9 protein-coding genes are annotated in these 15,974 nt (G+C 38.6%); 6 read left to right on the top strand and 3 right to left on the bottom strand.

All coding sequences use genetic code 11. From position 1 onward, the window contains the following. Positions 1 to 5 precede the first annotated feature (5 nt). The 4 genes from K1X82_02885 (at position 6) to K1X82_02870 (ending at position 4,334) form a co-directional block, all read left to right on the top strand. Positions 6 to 1,100, top strand: a complete 1,095-nt coding sequence (locus tag K1X82_02885; protein MBX7181033.1) for a Nif3-like dinuclear metal center hexameric protein — start codon at positions 6 to 8, stop codon at positions 1,098 to 1,100. A gap of 2 nt (positions 1,101 to 1,102) precedes the next feature. Beyond that, positions 1,103 to 1,951 (top strand): hypothetical protein, encoded by an 849-nt coding sequence (locus tag K1X82_02880; protein ID MBX7181032.1) that lies wholly within the window; start codon positions 1,103 to 1,105, stop codon positions 1,949 to 1,951. 65 nt (positions 1,952 to 2,016) lie between these two features. Continuing rightward, on the top strand, positions 2,017 to 3,609 hold the full coding sequence (locus tag K1X82_02875) for a glycosyltransferase family 39 protein (protein MBX7181031.1): 1,593 nt from the start codon (positions 2,017 to 2,019) through the stop codon (positions 3,607 to 3,609). Between the two features lie 14 nt (positions 3,610 to 3,623). Further along, positions 3,624 to 4,334 carry a TIGR00730 family Rossman fold protein gene (locus K1X82_02870; GenBank protein ID MBX7181030.1) on the top strand — a complete coding sequence of 237 codons (711 nt, stop codon included), beginning with the start codon at positions 3,624 to 3,626 and terminating at the stop codon, positions 4,332 to 4,334. A gap of 888 nt (positions 4,335 to 5,222) precedes the next feature. On the opposite strand, the gene K1X82_02865 is transcribed toward K1X82_02870, so the two are convergent. Continuing rightward, positions 5,223 to 7,583 carry an OmpA family protein gene (locus K1X82_02865; GenBank protein ID MBX7181029.1) on the bottom strand — a complete coding sequence of 787 codons (2,361 nt, stop codon included), beginning with the start codon at positions 7,581 to 7,583 and terminating at the stop codon, positions 5,223 to 5,225. 19 nt (positions 7,584 to 7,602) lie between these two features. Continuing rightward, positions 7,603 to 9,225, bottom strand: a complete 1,623-nt coding sequence (locus tag K1X82_02860; GenBank protein ID MBX7181028.1) for a hypothetical protein — start codon at positions 9,223 to 9,225, stop codon at positions 7,603 to 7,605. Positions 9,226 to 9,538: 313 nt separating this feature from the next. Between K1X82_02860 and K1X82_02855 the strand changes: the two genes are divergently transcribed. After that, the gene (locus K1X82_02855; protein ID MBX7181027.1) at positions 9,539 to 11,914 is read left to right on the top strand and encodes an alpha-glucosidase C-terminal domain-containing protein; all 2,376 of its coding nucleotides are present in this window, start codon (positions 9,539 to 9,541) and stop codon (positions 11,912 to 11,914) included. Positions 11,915 to 11,968: 54 nt separating this feature from the next. After that, a complete protein-coding gene (locus tag K1X82_02850; protein ID MBX7181026.1) occupies positions 11,969 to 13,822 on the top strand; it encodes an ABC transporter ATP-binding protein/permease in 1,854 nt (617 codons plus the stop codon). 556 nt (positions 13,823 to 14,378) lie between these two features. On the opposite strand, the gene K1X82_02845 is transcribed toward K1X82_02850, so the two are convergent. Then, positions 14,379 to 15,974 (bottom strand): pyruvate carboxylase (locus tag K1X82_02845; GenBank protein ID MBX7181025.1); only part of this gene is annotated, 1,596 nt, incomplete at its 5' end.

Here is a 15,974-nt window from a genome sequence, read left to right as displayed (position 1 = left end):
AGCAAATGAAAATAGCAGATATCATCCGAGTTTTGGAAGAAGAAGCCCCACTAGCCTACCAGGAAAGCTATGACAACAGTGGCTTAATTATTGGCAACCCGGAAACAGAACTTAGCAATGCCCTCATTTGCCTCGACAGTACCGAAGCAATTGTTGATGAGGCCATTCAAACAGGTTGCAACCTCATTATTGCTCATCATCCAATTATTTTCAAAGGCTTGAAAAAAATTAACGGAAAAAACTACATCGAACGAACCGTTATCAAAGCCATACAAAACAATATTGCCATCTACGCTATTCATACTAACTTAGACAATATCTATTCGGGAGTTAATCAGAAAATTGCCCAAATCCTCGGACTTTCCAATTCCTATATTCTTAGTCCAAAAACAAATACCTTAAGAAAACTGGCCGTATTTTGTCCTGAAAGCCACAGCGAAAAGGTGAGATTGGCCTTAAATGAGGCAGGAGCAGGAAATATTGGAAATTACGACCAATGCAGTTTTAACACCAAGGGAATTGGAACTTTTAGAGCCAACAATCAGGCAAAACCTTTTGTTGGTGAACTTAACCAAATCCACTTGGAGCAGGAAGTAAAAATAGAGGTTATTTTCCCTTTCCCCCTTCAGGAAAGGATGATTAAAACCTTGCAAACCACACATCCTTACGAAGAAATCGCTTACGACCTGTATACTTTGGAGAATCAAAATCAAAGCATTGGCTCCGGAATGGTTGGGGAACTGCCTGAAGAAATTACTGAAATGGAATTTCTAGGCTTGCTTAAATCCAAACTGAATGCCAATTGCATTAAACATACAGCCTTGCTCGGAAAAAAAGTAAAGAAAATTGCCCTTTGCGGTGGTTCCGGAAGCTTCCTTTTAAAGGACGCAATTCGAGAAAAATGCGATTTTTTTGTCACTGCAGATTTTAAATACCACGATTTTTTTGATGCTGAAAACCGCATCACCATTGCCGATGTTGGCCATTATGAAAGCGAACAATTCACGAAAGAATTGTTAAGGGATTTTCTAATGAAAAAATTCCGTACATTTGCACCCCTTTTATCAAGCATAAATACTAATCCGGTAAATTATTTCTGAAAATGGCCAAAACAAAGGCTTCTGATACCAAAGCTGCACAAGGAAGTGCAAGCGAAGAAACAACGACCAAAGCGGTAGCTTCCAACGAAGGCAAAAAAGACGTTACCATCGAAGCAAAACTTCGTGCCCTTTTCCGCTTACAAGCTATAGATTCCGAAATTGACAGAATCCGCACCATCCGTGGTGAACTCCCATTGGAAGTTCAAGATTTGGAAGACGAAGTTGTAGGTTTGGAAACTCGTATTAACAACTTCACCGAGGAAGTTAATGCCCTGGAAGACCAAATCGTTAACAAGAAAAACCAAATTAAAGATGCTCTTGCACTAATTAAAAAATACGAAGAGCAACAAGGTAAGGTTAGAAACAACCGGGAATACGACTCTCTTTCCAAAGAAATCGAATTCCAAGGCCTTGAAATGCAATTGGCTGAGAAAAAAATTAAAGAATTTAAAGCTCAAATCGAACAGAAAAACATCTTGATCGACAAGGCTAAATCCGATTTGGAAGAACGCAAAACAGACCTTAAAGCTAAAAAAGCTGAATTGGATGATATCATTGCTGAAACCCAAAAGGAAGAAAATAAATTATTGGAATCCAGCGAAGCCGCTTATGCCATCATCGAACCACGTTTGCAATATGCTTACAAACGTCTGCGAAGCAATGCCCGCAATGGTTTAGCTGTCGTAACAGTTCAAAGAGATGCTTGTGGAGGTTGCTTTAACCAAATCCCACCTCAACGCCAACTTGACATTCGTACTCGTAAAAAAATTATCGTTTGCGAATACTGTGGCCGAGTTTTGGTTGACCCGGAAATTGAAACATCCGATGCTCCCGTTGAAGCCATCGTTTAAAACCTTGTATTCTTAACAAAAAAGCCTCCAACTCGGAGGCTTTTTTGTTCTTATCCCCTTCCGGTATGCAGCTTGCTTCCTATAAATGGCACTTGGTTTGGCTGATAGTACTCCTAGTCTATGGCCTAGGCTTGTTTACGCCCCTGCTTGAGGTAGATGAAGCTGAATACGCTTGCATTAGCCGAGAAATGCTCCAAACCCACCATTTTACCATCATCCAAAAACATGGATTAGATTATTTGGATAAACCTCCCCTTCTATTCTGGCTTTCGGCTCTATCTTTCTACCTCTTCGGTCTATCCGAATTCGCATTCAAATTACCATCTGTACTCCTGACATTCCTAAGCTTTTATGCAGTTTTTCGTATTGGAAGGTTTCTATTTAATTACGAAACCGGTAAAATTGCTGCCCTCCTTTACGCCTCCTCCCTCGCAGTTTTCCTGATGAATCAGGATGTAAGAACAGATGCCATTCTTTGCAGCGGAATTTGCTTGGCTGTTTGGCAAATCCTCGAATTTCACCAATCGGGTTCCTGGCTTAACCTTCTAGGTTCAACTCTTGGTATTTCCATTGCTATGTTAGCAAAAGGTCCCATCGGATTAATGATTCCGGCAATCGTACTTTCCACTCAATGCCTTGCTACCCGTTCCTTTGGAAAACTTATTTCCCTTAAACTTATAGCAGGTTTGGCTCTCCTTTCCTTGGCCTTGCTTCCTATGTGTATCGGACTCTACCAACAATATGGAATCCATGGGTTGCAGTTCTACTTTTGGGAACAAAGCTTTGGTAGAATTACCGGACAAAATCAATGGAAAAACGACACAGATCCATTTTTCTTTTTTCATACCTTCCTGTGGGCATTTTTGCCAAATTCCATCCTTTTTCTTTCCTTCCTGTTTTCCCAATTCAAAAACCGCTTTAGATCACTCCAATCCAGCATAATTCCCATTGGTGCCGGTTTCATAATTCCTCTTGTAGTGCTATCCTTTTCTCATTACAAATTACCTCATTACATCAATGTTATTTTACCTTTTTCCTCTTTACTTACAGCCCACTATCTTCAAAAAACCCTTATCTTACCACGTCTGCTAATTCCTTTTCAATTCATACTACTATTGGCAATTCTTGTATTAACCCTCTTCATAAACCTTTATCTTTTTCCTGTTTACCAACCTGAATTCCGAATTCTACCGGCTATATTCCTGCTTTTGATCACAATTCCTTTCTTTCGTTATTCTACACCAATCGAATCCATTGTCCTTCCAACCGGTTTGATAATATCCATATCTATCGGACTCCTTCACCTGAATTTCTTTCCTGCTATTTCTGAATATGATGGGGGAAAACAAATGGGTTTGGCCCTAAAAAATTACCCCTACCCGGTATTTACTCGAAATGTAACATACTACAACGCCGAATTTTATTCCAATAAAAATATCCTTTCTTTAAAAACAAATGAACTTTTATTGCATAAAGGACGTTTCAAAGTATTGGTCAACGATTCAAGTTTGGCTCAGTTAATAAAGTATGGTAGTAAACCGATTCAAATTCAAAAATTTTCTCACTTTTCCACTTCCTTATTAAACTGGAAATTCCTAAACCCTTCCACCCGGCAAGAAGTTTTGGAAAATCGATATTTGATTGAAATTCAACATTAAACACATTTAAAAGAATGACAAACGAGGACGAAAAAATCATTAAAGCTTTTGAAAATAAAGACTGGACAGAAATAAAAACCAACGATTCTTGGCAGATATTTAAGGTGATGGCCGAATTCGTTGAAGGCTTTGAAAAACTAGCAAAAATTGGACCTTGTGTAAGTATTTTCGGAAGCGCCCGAACTAAACCCAGTTCGCCTCACTATGCCTTAGCCGAAGAAATTGCCTATAAAATTACCCAACAAGGATACGGAGTAATCACTGGCGGAGGCCCAGGAATCATGGAAGCTGCCAATAAAGGTGCCAAACGTGGTGGTGGAAAATCGGTTGGACTAAACATTGAATTACCTTTCGAACAATTCGCCAATCCCTATATTGACCATGATAAAATGCTGATGTTCGACTATTTCTTTGTGCGCAAGGTAATGTTTATTAAATATGCCCAAGGTTTTATCGTTTTGCCGGGCGGTTTCGGAACTTTGGATGAACTTTTTGAAGCCATAACTCTTATTCAAACCGGAAAAATTGCCCGTTTCCCCATCGTTTTGGTCGGCCATGCCTATTGGGATGGTCTTTGGAAATGGGTAAAACAGCAAATGTTAATCGAACATAGTTACATCTCCGATAAGGATTTGGACCTTATCCAAGTGGTGGATACTCCCGATGAAGCAGTTGAACATATTGTGAAATTCTACAATAAATACGGCCTAAAACCCAATTTTTAACTCTTTTCAATTTATCAGATGCCGGCCCTCTAAGTCGGCATTTTTTTTTCTTTTAGGCGGGCCCCTTTTTGCCAACAACAATACTGCACAAAAACAAAGCTTAGCCAATGGCAAAAAGGTCACGCTATCGGCTGTAGTCCAAGACCGGGACCTACCAACTTCTTTTTTGTAACTCGGGTTATTGCTAACTTAAATTTTTGAGTTGTTACCCGAAGAATGTCTTGGAGCTACTTGCCTCTATCGTTGCCCGAGGTGCAAACCCCAATTTTTGCATTCCAATCCTAACTTTGGAAACTAAAGAAAGACAATAAACGACTAAATCAAGAACAAGAATGGGCATTCCTTAAACCCTACTTCACTTCTACCCAAATTATACCAATTTTAATTTATAAATAGTCCAAAGGCAATTTATAAATTTAGATTGGTAAGTACCGAGGATACAGAATGTTAGTCCGATTTTTTCAAGAAAATTTAAGCATAAAATTGGACTATACATTTTGTCCATTCGGTATAAATGCCGAGGATACAGAATGTTAGGCCAATTTTTTCAAATAAAATTAATACATAAAATTGGACTAAACATAATGTCCATTCGGTATTAATCAATAGATGGATTCCAAATCCGAACTATTTGATTTAGTTGGGTTTACCCTCCCGAAGCATTTCGGGATAGAAGTTGTCATCATTTAGACAACAAATTGATTTACAAATTCTTAACTAGTTTATGCATTTCTTATGCATAATCTGGGTTCAAATAATAATTTCGGGATTTAGAATAGGCCGAAGATAGCCGGCTCAAAACCAACATTAAGAATAAAATAGGCTAAAAAATCAATAATAAACGGCCCAAGCTTTTAGCAAATTTGGGCCGTTTCTAAAAAATCAAACCTATTCAAATACAACTTTCATTTCTACCCTTCTGTTGCGGTCTCTTCCTTCTGGAGTAGCATTGTCGGCAATTGGCTTAGTTTTTCCAAACCATTCCGCTTTTAAACGATCGGCTTGAACCCCCTGCCCAATTAGGAAAGTTTTCACAGCTTCGGCTCTTTTTCTGCTTAATTCCATATTGGTTGCATCATTACCTACATTGTCGGTATGACCGGAAATTAACAATTTGTATTTTTCCTCCTTCTTCATCAAATCGGCCAATTTATAGAGGGAGAAAAACGACTCGGTTGAAATGATGGCAGTTCCTGATTTGAACTCCAAATTTTTAAACGCCAAATCCAAAATGGCCTGATTTTTCTCCTCAATTTTTGGGCAACCTTGGTTTTCAGGAACTCCGGGCGTTTTAGGGCATTGATCTACATCATCTTTAACACCATCGCCGTCTTCATCACCGTATGGACAGCCGGAATTAGCCATTGGACCCGGATTATCAGGACAATTATCCAAATTATCCTTGGTGCCATCACCATCTTTATCTCCAAACGGACAACCACCATTATCGATTGGTCCGGGTGTGTAAGGACATTTATCCTTATCATCGTTGATTCCATCCTTGTCAGAATCGCCATAAGGACAGCCATTGTTAGCCGCAGGACCCGGAATGTCTTTACATTGATCGGTATTGTCATCTACACCATCTTTGTCGGTATCAGGCCAAGGACAACCTTTATTTTCAAGTGGTCCGGCATCATTTACACAGGAATCTTCACGATCAATCAAACCGTCTTTATCGGAATCTGGCCATGGGCAACCTTTATTTTCTATAACTCCGGCAGAATCTGGACATTGGTCTTCGCTGTCTTGAACTCCATCTTGATCTTTATCAGGACAACCATTAAACTTCAAATATCCTGGCACATCCGGACATTTGTCTTCTTTATCCTCAATACCATCGGCATCCTTATCCTTGGATTTTTTTCCCTTTTTAGGTTCTTCAGCAGCATCTTTCGATTTCGTTTTCCTATCCTTACGGTAATCAATCAGCACATTCAAACCAACATGAGCGTGAATATTCTTTGCAGATTGAGGCCAAATAGCTGCCAAAACATTATCAGCAGCAGCATATAACTGAATACCTATAACCTGAAAAGCGAAACCAAATCCAACATTGGAAGCACTACGATTCATATAACTCCAGTTAGCAGAAACATGAAACAAATTGCCCAGACGCTGAGAAATGGATAAAGAAGCGTTAGGATTGAAGTAGTTCTTTCCCACTTCGCCCAAAAAAGAAACTCCGACAGTAGTATTTTTAAAAGGCAAATAGTTTCCATTCACATAAAAGCGAGTATTCAGTGGGCTTGAGTAGTTCTGCTGTGACTCCTTTACTTCAAAAACATCTTTTAAGGAATCTCCTAATACTTGGAGAAGATCCTTATCATGATTAACATAATAGGCCAAATCCATCCCTTGAAACTGAAAGCTCGCCCTATTAACAGAATAACTTTTATTCACGGCATCTCTCCAGTAGAGTCGACCAATATCTAACACACTTGCCGAAACGCTAAACTTCTCATTAATTTTGTATTCGCCGCCCAAATCAATTCCCCAACCAAAATTATCCCTTCCGAACAAATACTCCGGTATATCATTCGTGATGGTATCAAATTTAGTTAATCCGCTGGTATGCACTAACACATCAGATTGAGCAGTAATATCGAAAGAGTTCGCATCAGTGTAAAGAGATGAATTGTTTTTTGCGGTATAAATATTCTCCATACCATACAGGTATTTCAAACGTATACCCAGGCTAAGTTTATCGTTCACCTCGCGGGAATATCCTAATCCATATTCTCTGTAATGAGAAAGATTGACAGCTAAATCAGACAAATCAGCAGTTTGACCAAGAAAAGCCCCATTTCCTTTATAAAGAAACTTGAAAAAATTCTGGGAATAACTAAACCTGGCATTTACCACTTCACGAACGCTTAGCATAAAATAATTCCTCTTAATTTTAAAACCCAGGTTAAATAGGTCGATGGCCAAATTCAGGTTGATTCGATCATGCTTTCCCATGTTTTTAATGGGTACATCCAAATTGAGTAACAAGGAATCACCGTATGCACCACCTGGTTTTAAAAACAAATCCTTGTACTTAAAACCACTGTTATTAAAATTGGCATAAACCGACGACATAACGGGCAAACCAACATAACCACCCATTGGTTTGAACATACCAGGATTATTGTAATTGCTTTGAGGAATAATGGATAAAGAATTGACAATAAAATCTTGCTGAGCCTTAGCGAATGGAATTCCTAAAACTGAAACAAGGATGAATAGTAAACTAATTTTTTTCATTTGATCAAGTTTTAAGCGTTTAGTTCTCCAATTTTAAAGTTACTCGCATTCCTAACTTGATATCTATATAGTTATCGGAATAAATCTTTACGTTTTGGGCACCATCATTGGCTGAAGCAATGTAAGAACGGATAATCACATTTTTGCTGTCCTTGAGGCGGTTGATCCTGGTTTCATCCATTAAAACATCTACTGTTTTTGTTGAAGTACCTATGGATTTACCATCATTATTGATAGGAGCAGAAACTATTACTTTATCATTAACATTGGTGATTAAAGAATCAATTATGACATAGCTTTCATCCACAAAATAAAGCTGCATTCTACCATCTACCGGAAAGCTATTAATGGTAGCTATTCTAAACAAAGCTTCCTGAATGCTTTCGGTGATATTTCCAAGTGAAAACTCGGCAGTATCTTGAACAAAGAAATTAAAAGCCAAACCTCGCAGCGGCAATTGAAGTTCTTTGTCTACCTTAAATTTGCTGGTTGCCATTACTTCATTCAGTGCCGCGCCACCTGTAGGGTTAATGGTTACGTCTAAATCAGTTATCAACTTAGGAGCCTTTTGTTCTACTAGGTTTTTAAGGGTTGAATTTGTATAATCAGCGGTATACGAACTTGTAACCATTTGCCCTAAAACCGGGCTGGAACTAACCACCAAAGGCCCACCGGTTAAGGTTGGAGCATTAAAAATGACAGGTTGATTATTAAATTTATATCCTAGTAATTGAGCCACCTGCCCTTGGGAAGCAATTACCATATCATGGCTAACAGAAACCTTTAGCGTAGGTTCTAAAATATCAAAAACCCCTAAATCAGGCAAGGAGGCATTGTTAAACAATTGAATGAAGGTGGTATCAGGATCAATATCAATTAATTTAGGTCCCAAATTGCCTGATATCCGGTCATAAACCACATTATTCATTGCCGCACTAACCAATACCGATTGTCCGGCAGAAGCGGCAGAACCACCTGCCAAAGTAGCGGTATAGGTATAATTCAAAGCATTGAAATCAGATACGTTTGGAGAAAGATCGACCGTATAGCCACTCATATCAATGGAAGCTGATCCAACAACAGGTAAGCCTCCGGTATAGTTAATCGTAATGGTTCGGGTTAATGGGTTTCCATTCTTTAAAACCAAAGGCCAAGTAACAGTTATGGTGCCACTGGCAGGTACGTCTGATGTAATGTTAACCTCCATGGTTCCTCCGGTTAAACTGGCTGCTGTAAATTGCTCGCCATTAGTAATCATCGTTGCAGTTCCTAACGCATTAATCGATGCCGAACTTCCACCATTGATTTGATTGGCATCGCTTGCACTCAATACCAGGCTCTGATTAAAAACCTGGTTAGGAAAAAGGATGTATTCACCCATGGCGCGACTTTCATTGGAACTTGAATAAATCAGTGTAACAAAATTATCGTTTGCCACATTGAGAAAAGTCCCCAATTGTTCCGGTAAAATATCTCCGATAGTCATTTTCGAATGAACTATAGGTGCCGCCAAATCTGGCTCATAGCTCGATAAGGTATATTTGTCTGTTTCGAAATAATCCTTGTAACAAGAGTTCAAGGTGAATAGCCCGGCTCCTAAAGAAACTAATAATCCAATTTGTCTTAGTCTATAATTTTTCATTGGGAATAAATTGAAGGCCAAAATAGACAATACCGATATAAAAAACCAGCGAGGATTTCCCTTTTTTTAAACAAATATTAATTCTTTTGATTTGAAACGAACAAACACAAATGCAATCCCAAATTCATTGCCCAAGAAATCAGCAATAACTTACTAAAATTAAACGATTTCATAATAATCCTCATTCCTCCAAAAAATTCTAAATTATTTTTTAGGATGAAAGTAGTCTAGCTGTCTACATTGAAAATATTTTTATTCCTTTACCTTTTATTCGAATAAAATCCCAACACCTTCGACCATCAAATTCCTTGTAATGCAACAGTTTAGATTAATTTCCGCAATACTATTTGTCTTATATTTTCTTTCATCTTGCCAAAATGGCGACCAGTTTCCTGAAAAACCCTTACTCACTGAATGTGCCATTCCGGTAACATTAGGAAAAGACAGTACCACCTTGTTTTTAAGCGATTTTATCCCGGAAACTAAGGTAATAGACAGTATTAGTGTTGACAAACTATTCAAAAAGGTTTTCAATCCAATAAATGGAACACTCCAATTAAGTTACCTTCCTGACCAAGTGCCCATTCAATCAGTTATGACCATTTGGACAGCTCAAGGAAACTACGATATTCTGCTTAGGAAATCACATAAAATCCCTACTCACATTAGTTTTGTACATCGAGGTTCCAAACCCAAACATGTTCAAATTGCCGGGGACATCAACTCTTGGAATCCGGCAGAAAATTCACTTTTGTTTGAAGAAGGACGTTGGTTTACGAAATTATATTTAAATCCCGGACGATACCAATACAAATTGGTGGTGGATGGAAAATGGATGAATGACCCTTCCAATAAAGACTCTGCATCGAATGGAATTGGAGGATATAATTCTGTACTGGATGTAAAAACTTCTCCAGTTGCACCACCCCAGCTTTTTACCAAATCAAGCTCAGACAAATCTCTGAAAATTGGTTTTTCCAACAACCCTACCAAATTTTTTGTGTTTTGGCAAAACCACTTACTTGGTAAATCATTTGTTACTGTTTCGGATGGTGAACTTTCCATTAAAATCCCTGGAATTGCAAAAAAAGTTCAGCATTCCTATATTCGTGTTTTTGCCTGCAATGGCCAATCCGAAGCCAATGACTTATTAATACCGCTTCAGGAAGGTAAGGTAGTCCAAACCTTTCAGGAAGCAGGAAAGGATAGACCTGAAACTCAAATTATGTACTTCCTATTGGTGGATAGGTTTAGAAATGGAGATAAATCCAATGATAAACCGGTGATAGATAAAGAAATTGATTTTAAATCCAATTACCAGGGTGGAGATATGGCCGGTATTATCGAGGAAATTAAAAATGGCTATTTTCAGGACTTAGGATTCAATACCATTTGGATTTCACCCATATTTCAGAATCCGGAAACAGGATTTGTAGAGTATCCTGCACCTCACAGGAAGTTCTCCGGATATCATGGCTACTGGCCAATTAGTTTGAAAAAAATCGATCATCGTTTTGGAAATGACTCCTTGTTCCGAAACCTGATTGCAATGGCCCATCAACAAAACATGAGGGTTGTTATGGACTATGTGGCTAACCATGTTCATCAGGAACATCCTATCAATAAGTTGCATCCGAATTGGCTAACACCCCTAGTACTTAAAGACGGCAGAAAAAATATCCGAATTTGGGATGAACAAAGATTAACTACCTGGTTCGACACTTTTTTACCTGATTTGGACTATTCCAACCCGGAAGTAATTGAGGCAATGAGCGATACGGCTATGTATTGGGTAAAGAATTTTGGGGTAGATGGTTTCAGGCACGATGCCACCAAACATATCCATGAAGAATTTTGGCGCGCTCTATCTCAAAAAATAAAAAAGGAAACTAATCCATCGGGCAAACACCTATACCAGGTTGGAGAAACATTTGGAAGCCGTGAATTAATTAACAACTATATTAATTCCGGAGAAATGGATGGACAATTTGATTTTAACCTGTATTTCGATGCCCGCTCTGTATTTTTGGATGAAAAGGAAAGCTTTTCCAAATTAAATGCTAGTTTAAAATCCTCTTTTGAATATTACGGCTACCATCACCTAATGGCAAATATTACCGGAAACCATGACTTGGCTAGATTCATCAGTTATGCAGGCAAAGGGTTAAGCTTAAATGAAGACGAAAAAGAGGCCGGATGGAGTCGGAAAATTGAAGTGCTGGATACTTTAGGTTATTATAAATTAATGCAATTGGAAGCAATGGTATTTACCATTCCCGGCATTCCGGTAATGTATTACGGTGATGAAATTGGGATGCCGGGTGCAGGAGATCCGGATAACCGCCGATTCATGAAATTTGATCAGCTCTCTCCATTCGAATCCAAAGTAAAATCAACCGTTAAAACCTTAGCCCACTTAAGACAAGAAAACATCGAACTTATTTATGGCGAATATCAACCTTTGCAGGTTAGTGATCAGGTTTTGGTTTATCTACGCAGCTATTTTGGCAAAGCAAGCATTGTTGCTTTTAATAAATCAAACACCGTTCAGAACATTTCGTTCCAGGTGCCCGCAAGGTATAACCATAAATTTCCGGTTGTCAATTTCAAATCTAAAACTACTAAAATTCAAAGAGTTTTTGAAGTTCAATTGAAACCCTATTCCTTTGAAATTATTAACCTGGAATAACAGGGTTTGGCATTGGAAACTCTATTGTCTACCTTTGCGGCTTAAACCAAGGCTTTGAAATCATTTTTAAGCATTTTATTCCTAGCGAAGAAATACCTTCGTTATGCTTTGCTAAACTTGGTTTTCAATTTCTTTTCTATCCTGTTTAGTCTTTTTTCGCTTGGGATGGTCATTCCCTTTCTAGGTTTACTTTTTAACACCCAAAAGCCTGTTCTGGTTAGGCCTGATTTCAAACTAAATGCAGAAGGAATTGAACAATGGTTTTCCTATTTTATTAGTGGTTTTATTGCTGATGAAAACGGCATGGTTTCAGAGGATGGCAGAGCCAAAGGATTAATGGTCATTGTGTGCATGATTGTTGGCATTTTCTTCCTGAAGAACCTAACCAGATACTTGGCCATGTACTTTATTGCTCCTCTTCGAAATGGTATTATTCATGATTTAAGAGAACGTATTTTTAAGAAAATTCTGGCATTACCGATTTCATATTATAGCGATGAACGAAAAGGAGATATCATGGCCAGAATTAGCGGAGATGTGCAGGAAGTTGAATGGGCCATCCTAAATTCACTGGAAGTAGTTTTCAGAGAGCCTTTCTCCATCCTGGTTTTCTTAACAAGCCTATTAATTCTTAGCCCCCAATTAACCCTTTTCGCTTTAATTCTTTTGCCAATTTCGGGATTAATAATTGGTCAAATTGGTAAAAGCCTGAGGAAAAACTCAGTCGATCTTCAAAACTCAACAGGAGAAATGATGGCTTTAACCGAAGAAACCTTGGGTGGAATCCAAATAATCAAAGCTTTCTTTGCCGGCGAACTCTTTTTAGGAAAATTCAAAAAACTAAACTTTTCACTTCGTAAACTAAGCAACCGAATCATAAGAAAACGTGATTTAGCCTCTCCACTTAGTGAATTTTTGGGAGCTGTTGTCTTAGCCGCACTTATTTGGTTTGGTGGTAAAATGGTACTGGACACCATGGCAGGGAAAATTAGTCCCGGTCTTTCTGCGGCTTCCTTTATTGCTTACATAGCCATCTTTTCTCAGATAATTACTCCGGCAAAGGCTTTTTCCTCATCCATTTACTACATTCAGAAAGGAATTGCATCTGCCGAGCGAATTAACATGGTATTAAATGCCAAAGAAACCATACAAGATGCTCCCGATGCTCTTACCCTGGATCATTTTGAAAAAGAAATTGCCTTCCAAAATGTACGTTTTTCCTACTCCAATTCGGAGGTTCTTAAAGGAATTTCATTTACAATAAAAAAAGGGGAAGTTGTTGCTTTGGTCGGTCCTTCCGGAGCCGGAAAATCCAGCATTACCAATCTCCTATGCCGATTTTATGATGTAGATTCAGGTTCTATTACAATGGATGGTATCGAAATTTCTTCCATCCAACAATCCAGTTTAAGGCAATTAATAGCCTTGGTTCCTCAACATAGTATTCTATTCAACGATTCTATTCGTAACAACATTGCTCTCGGAAACCCGGAAGCCAGTGAAAAGGCAGTTGAAGATGCCGCCAAAGTTGCCAATGCGTTCGAATTTATAGATCAATTTCCCGACAAGTTCAATACAGGAATTGGTGATAATGGAAATAAATTATCCGGAGGACAACGGCAACGGGTTTGTATTGCCAGAGCTGTATTGAATAATCCTCCCATTTTAGTTATGGATGAAGCTACCTCAGCTTTAGACACCGAAAGTGAAAGATTGGTACAAGAGGCTCTTGGAACCATGCTGACCGGTAGAACTGCCTTAATTATTGCTCATCGACTTTCTACAGTGCAACATGCCACTAAAATTTTGGTTTTGAATGAAGGTCAAATAGTTGAAGAAGGTAATCACCTGGAATTGATGGAAGCCAACGGCTTATACCGTAAGATGATTGAAATGCAAGGTTTATAGGGATCTCATCTCCTCTTTTTCCATTATCTCCCTTTGCATAGGTTTGCTGAATAGATCAAAAATGCAGATGGTATGAGGCCATAATCTGAAAAGCAGTTATGCCCAGGTTTGGACTATTCCCTTTTCCAAGAACAATTATTTCAATGCAATTTGAATACTAGTCCAAAACAATTTTATTATCACAGTGGCCGGTGTCGAAAAAAAGATTGTTTAGGCAAACTATTCCGAAGAATAATTGGACTTTTACAAACCTGCATTTGCTAATAGATACAGCGAAAATTTGGATTAGAAAGTACAAGTTGAGGTTGCACCTCGGGCAACGATAGAGGCAAGTAGCCCACAGGACCACTACGGCGATAGCCTAGGGGGACGAGGACTACAGCCGATAGCGTGACCCGAACGCCATGCAAGTGGTTTTGAATTTTGCAAAATGTTTTTTGGCGGAGGGGGCCCGCATACTAGGTATTTTAATTTAAATTATTCGCTTGATAATTTATTTTTCAGTACTCTAACCCAATCCCTTTATTTCTAACCAATTAACTTCGATATAAGCAACCTAAATAACACTCATTATTAAATCATCGGCATTCACCAGGCTACCTTCAGGAAGATGCAAATCCTTGATGGTAACATAAGTTGGAGCGGTAATGGTAGTTTCCATTTTCATGGCCTCTATGACAAACAAAGGCTCGTTTTTTTGAACACTTTGACCACGCTTTACAAAAATTTTACTCAGCAATCCTTGCAATGGAGCCCCGACATGTTCGGGATTATTCTTATCGGCCTTGGCATTTTCGTGCTTGGTAACCTTTAAACTTCGATCCAAAATTTCAACACTTCTGGTTTGTCCATTTAGCCTGTAATAAACGTTTCGCATTCCATGTTCATCCGGCTCGCTAACACTCATGTACCGAAGCAAAATACTCATTCCCTGCTTAATTTCAATGCTGGTTTCCTGTCGGTTATTCAAACCATAAAAGAAACATTTCGTCGGTATAATGCTTACGTCTCCAAATTCCTTTTTAAATCGATAATATTCCTCAAAAACTTTTGGGAACATTTTATAGGACAGGTAATCGGTAAACTCAAGTCCAGAATCAAATTTTAGTTTAAACTCCTCAAAATCGCTATCCAAATCAATGGGTGGTATAACTTCATTCGGATGAACAGTTAACGGCTCCTTGTCTTTGAGAATAATTTTTTGCAACTCCTTAGGAAATCCTCCAACAGGTTGGCCAATTTCTCCTTTAAAAAACGAAACAACACTTTCGGGGAAGGAAATGGTATCGCCTCGTTCTAAAACATCCTGGACGGTATAATTATTTGAAACAAGGTATTGTGCCATATCTCCAACTACTTTGGAACTGGGAGTTACTTTTACAATGTCTCCAAACAATTCATTCACCTCCTTGAAGGTAGATTTAATTAATTCAAACTTATCACCCAATCCCAAAGCTTCTGCCTGTGGGCGTAAGTTGGTATACTGCCCACCCGGTATTTCATGTTGAAACACCTCAGCAGTACTTGCTTTTAAGCCACTTTCAAAAGGGTAATAATGTTCACGAACCACCTCGAAGTAATTCGAGAATTGGTTGAGCGAATGAATATCGATTGGATTTTCTCGTTCATGGAAACGCATCATTTCCACCATGGAATTAAAATTGGGCTGAGAGGTTAATCCGGAAAGTCCTCCAAGGGCCACATCTACTACATCAACACCGGCCTCAATTGCCTTGAGATAGGTGGCGGGTTGCAAGCTGGAGGTGTCGTGTGTATGAAGATGAATAGGAATTTTAACTGTATCCTTTAATGCTTCAACTAATATAGTTGCAGCATAAGGTTTAAGCAAACCGGCCATATCCTTAATAGCCAAAATATGTGCTCCGGCATTTTCAATATCCTTGGCCAATTGAAGGTAGTACTCCAAGCTATACTTGGTTCGACTCTTATCCAAAATATCACCGGTATAACAAAGTGCGCCTTCGGCAATTCCTCCGGTTTTATTTCTAACAAATTCGATACAAGGTGCAATTCCCTTTATCCAATTAAGCGAATCAAAAATCCTAAAAATATCGATTCCATTTTCCCAACTCTCTTCTACAAATCGCTCAACCAGGTTATTCGGATAGGAGGAATATCCTACTCCATTGGC

Source organism: Bacteroidia bacterium (assembly GCA_019695265.1).
GTDB lineage: Bacteria > Bacteroidota > Bacteroidia > JAIBAJ01 > JAIBAJ01 > JAIBAJ01.
The sequence above is the reverse complement of the archived record's forward strand: the minus strand, read 5'-3'. Positions and strand labels throughout refer to the sequence as shown.

Excerpts from the sequence above, each read along its gene's own strand:
- K1X82_02885 (MBX7181033.1), top strand. The coding sequence starts at position 6 with ATGAAAATAGCAGATATCATCCGAGTTTTGGAAGAAGAAGCCCCACTA.
- K1X82_02880 (MBX7181032.1), top strand. The coding sequence starts at position 1,103 with ATGGCCAAAACAAAGGCTTCTGATACCAAAGCTGCACAAGGAAGTGCA.
- K1X82_02875 (MBX7181031.1), top strand. The coding sequence starts at position 2,017 with ATGCAGCTTGCTTCCTATAAATGGCACTTGGTTTGGCTGATAGTACTC.
- K1X82_02870 (MBX7181030.1), top strand. The coding sequence starts at position 3,624 with ATGACAAACGAGGACGAAAAAATCATTAAAGCTTTTGAAAATAAAGAC.
- K1X82_02865 (MBX7181029.1), bottom strand. The coding sequence starts at position 7,583 with ATGAAAAAAATTAGTTTACTATTCATCCTTGTTTCAGTTTTAGGAATT.
- K1X82_02860 (MBX7181028.1), bottom strand. The coding sequence starts at position 9,225 with ATGAAAAATTATAGACTAAGACAAATTGGATTATTAGTTTCTTTAGGA.
- K1X82_02855 (MBX7181027.1), top strand. The coding sequence starts at position 9,539 with ATGCAACAGTTTAGATTAATTTCCGCAATACTATTTGTCTTATATTTT.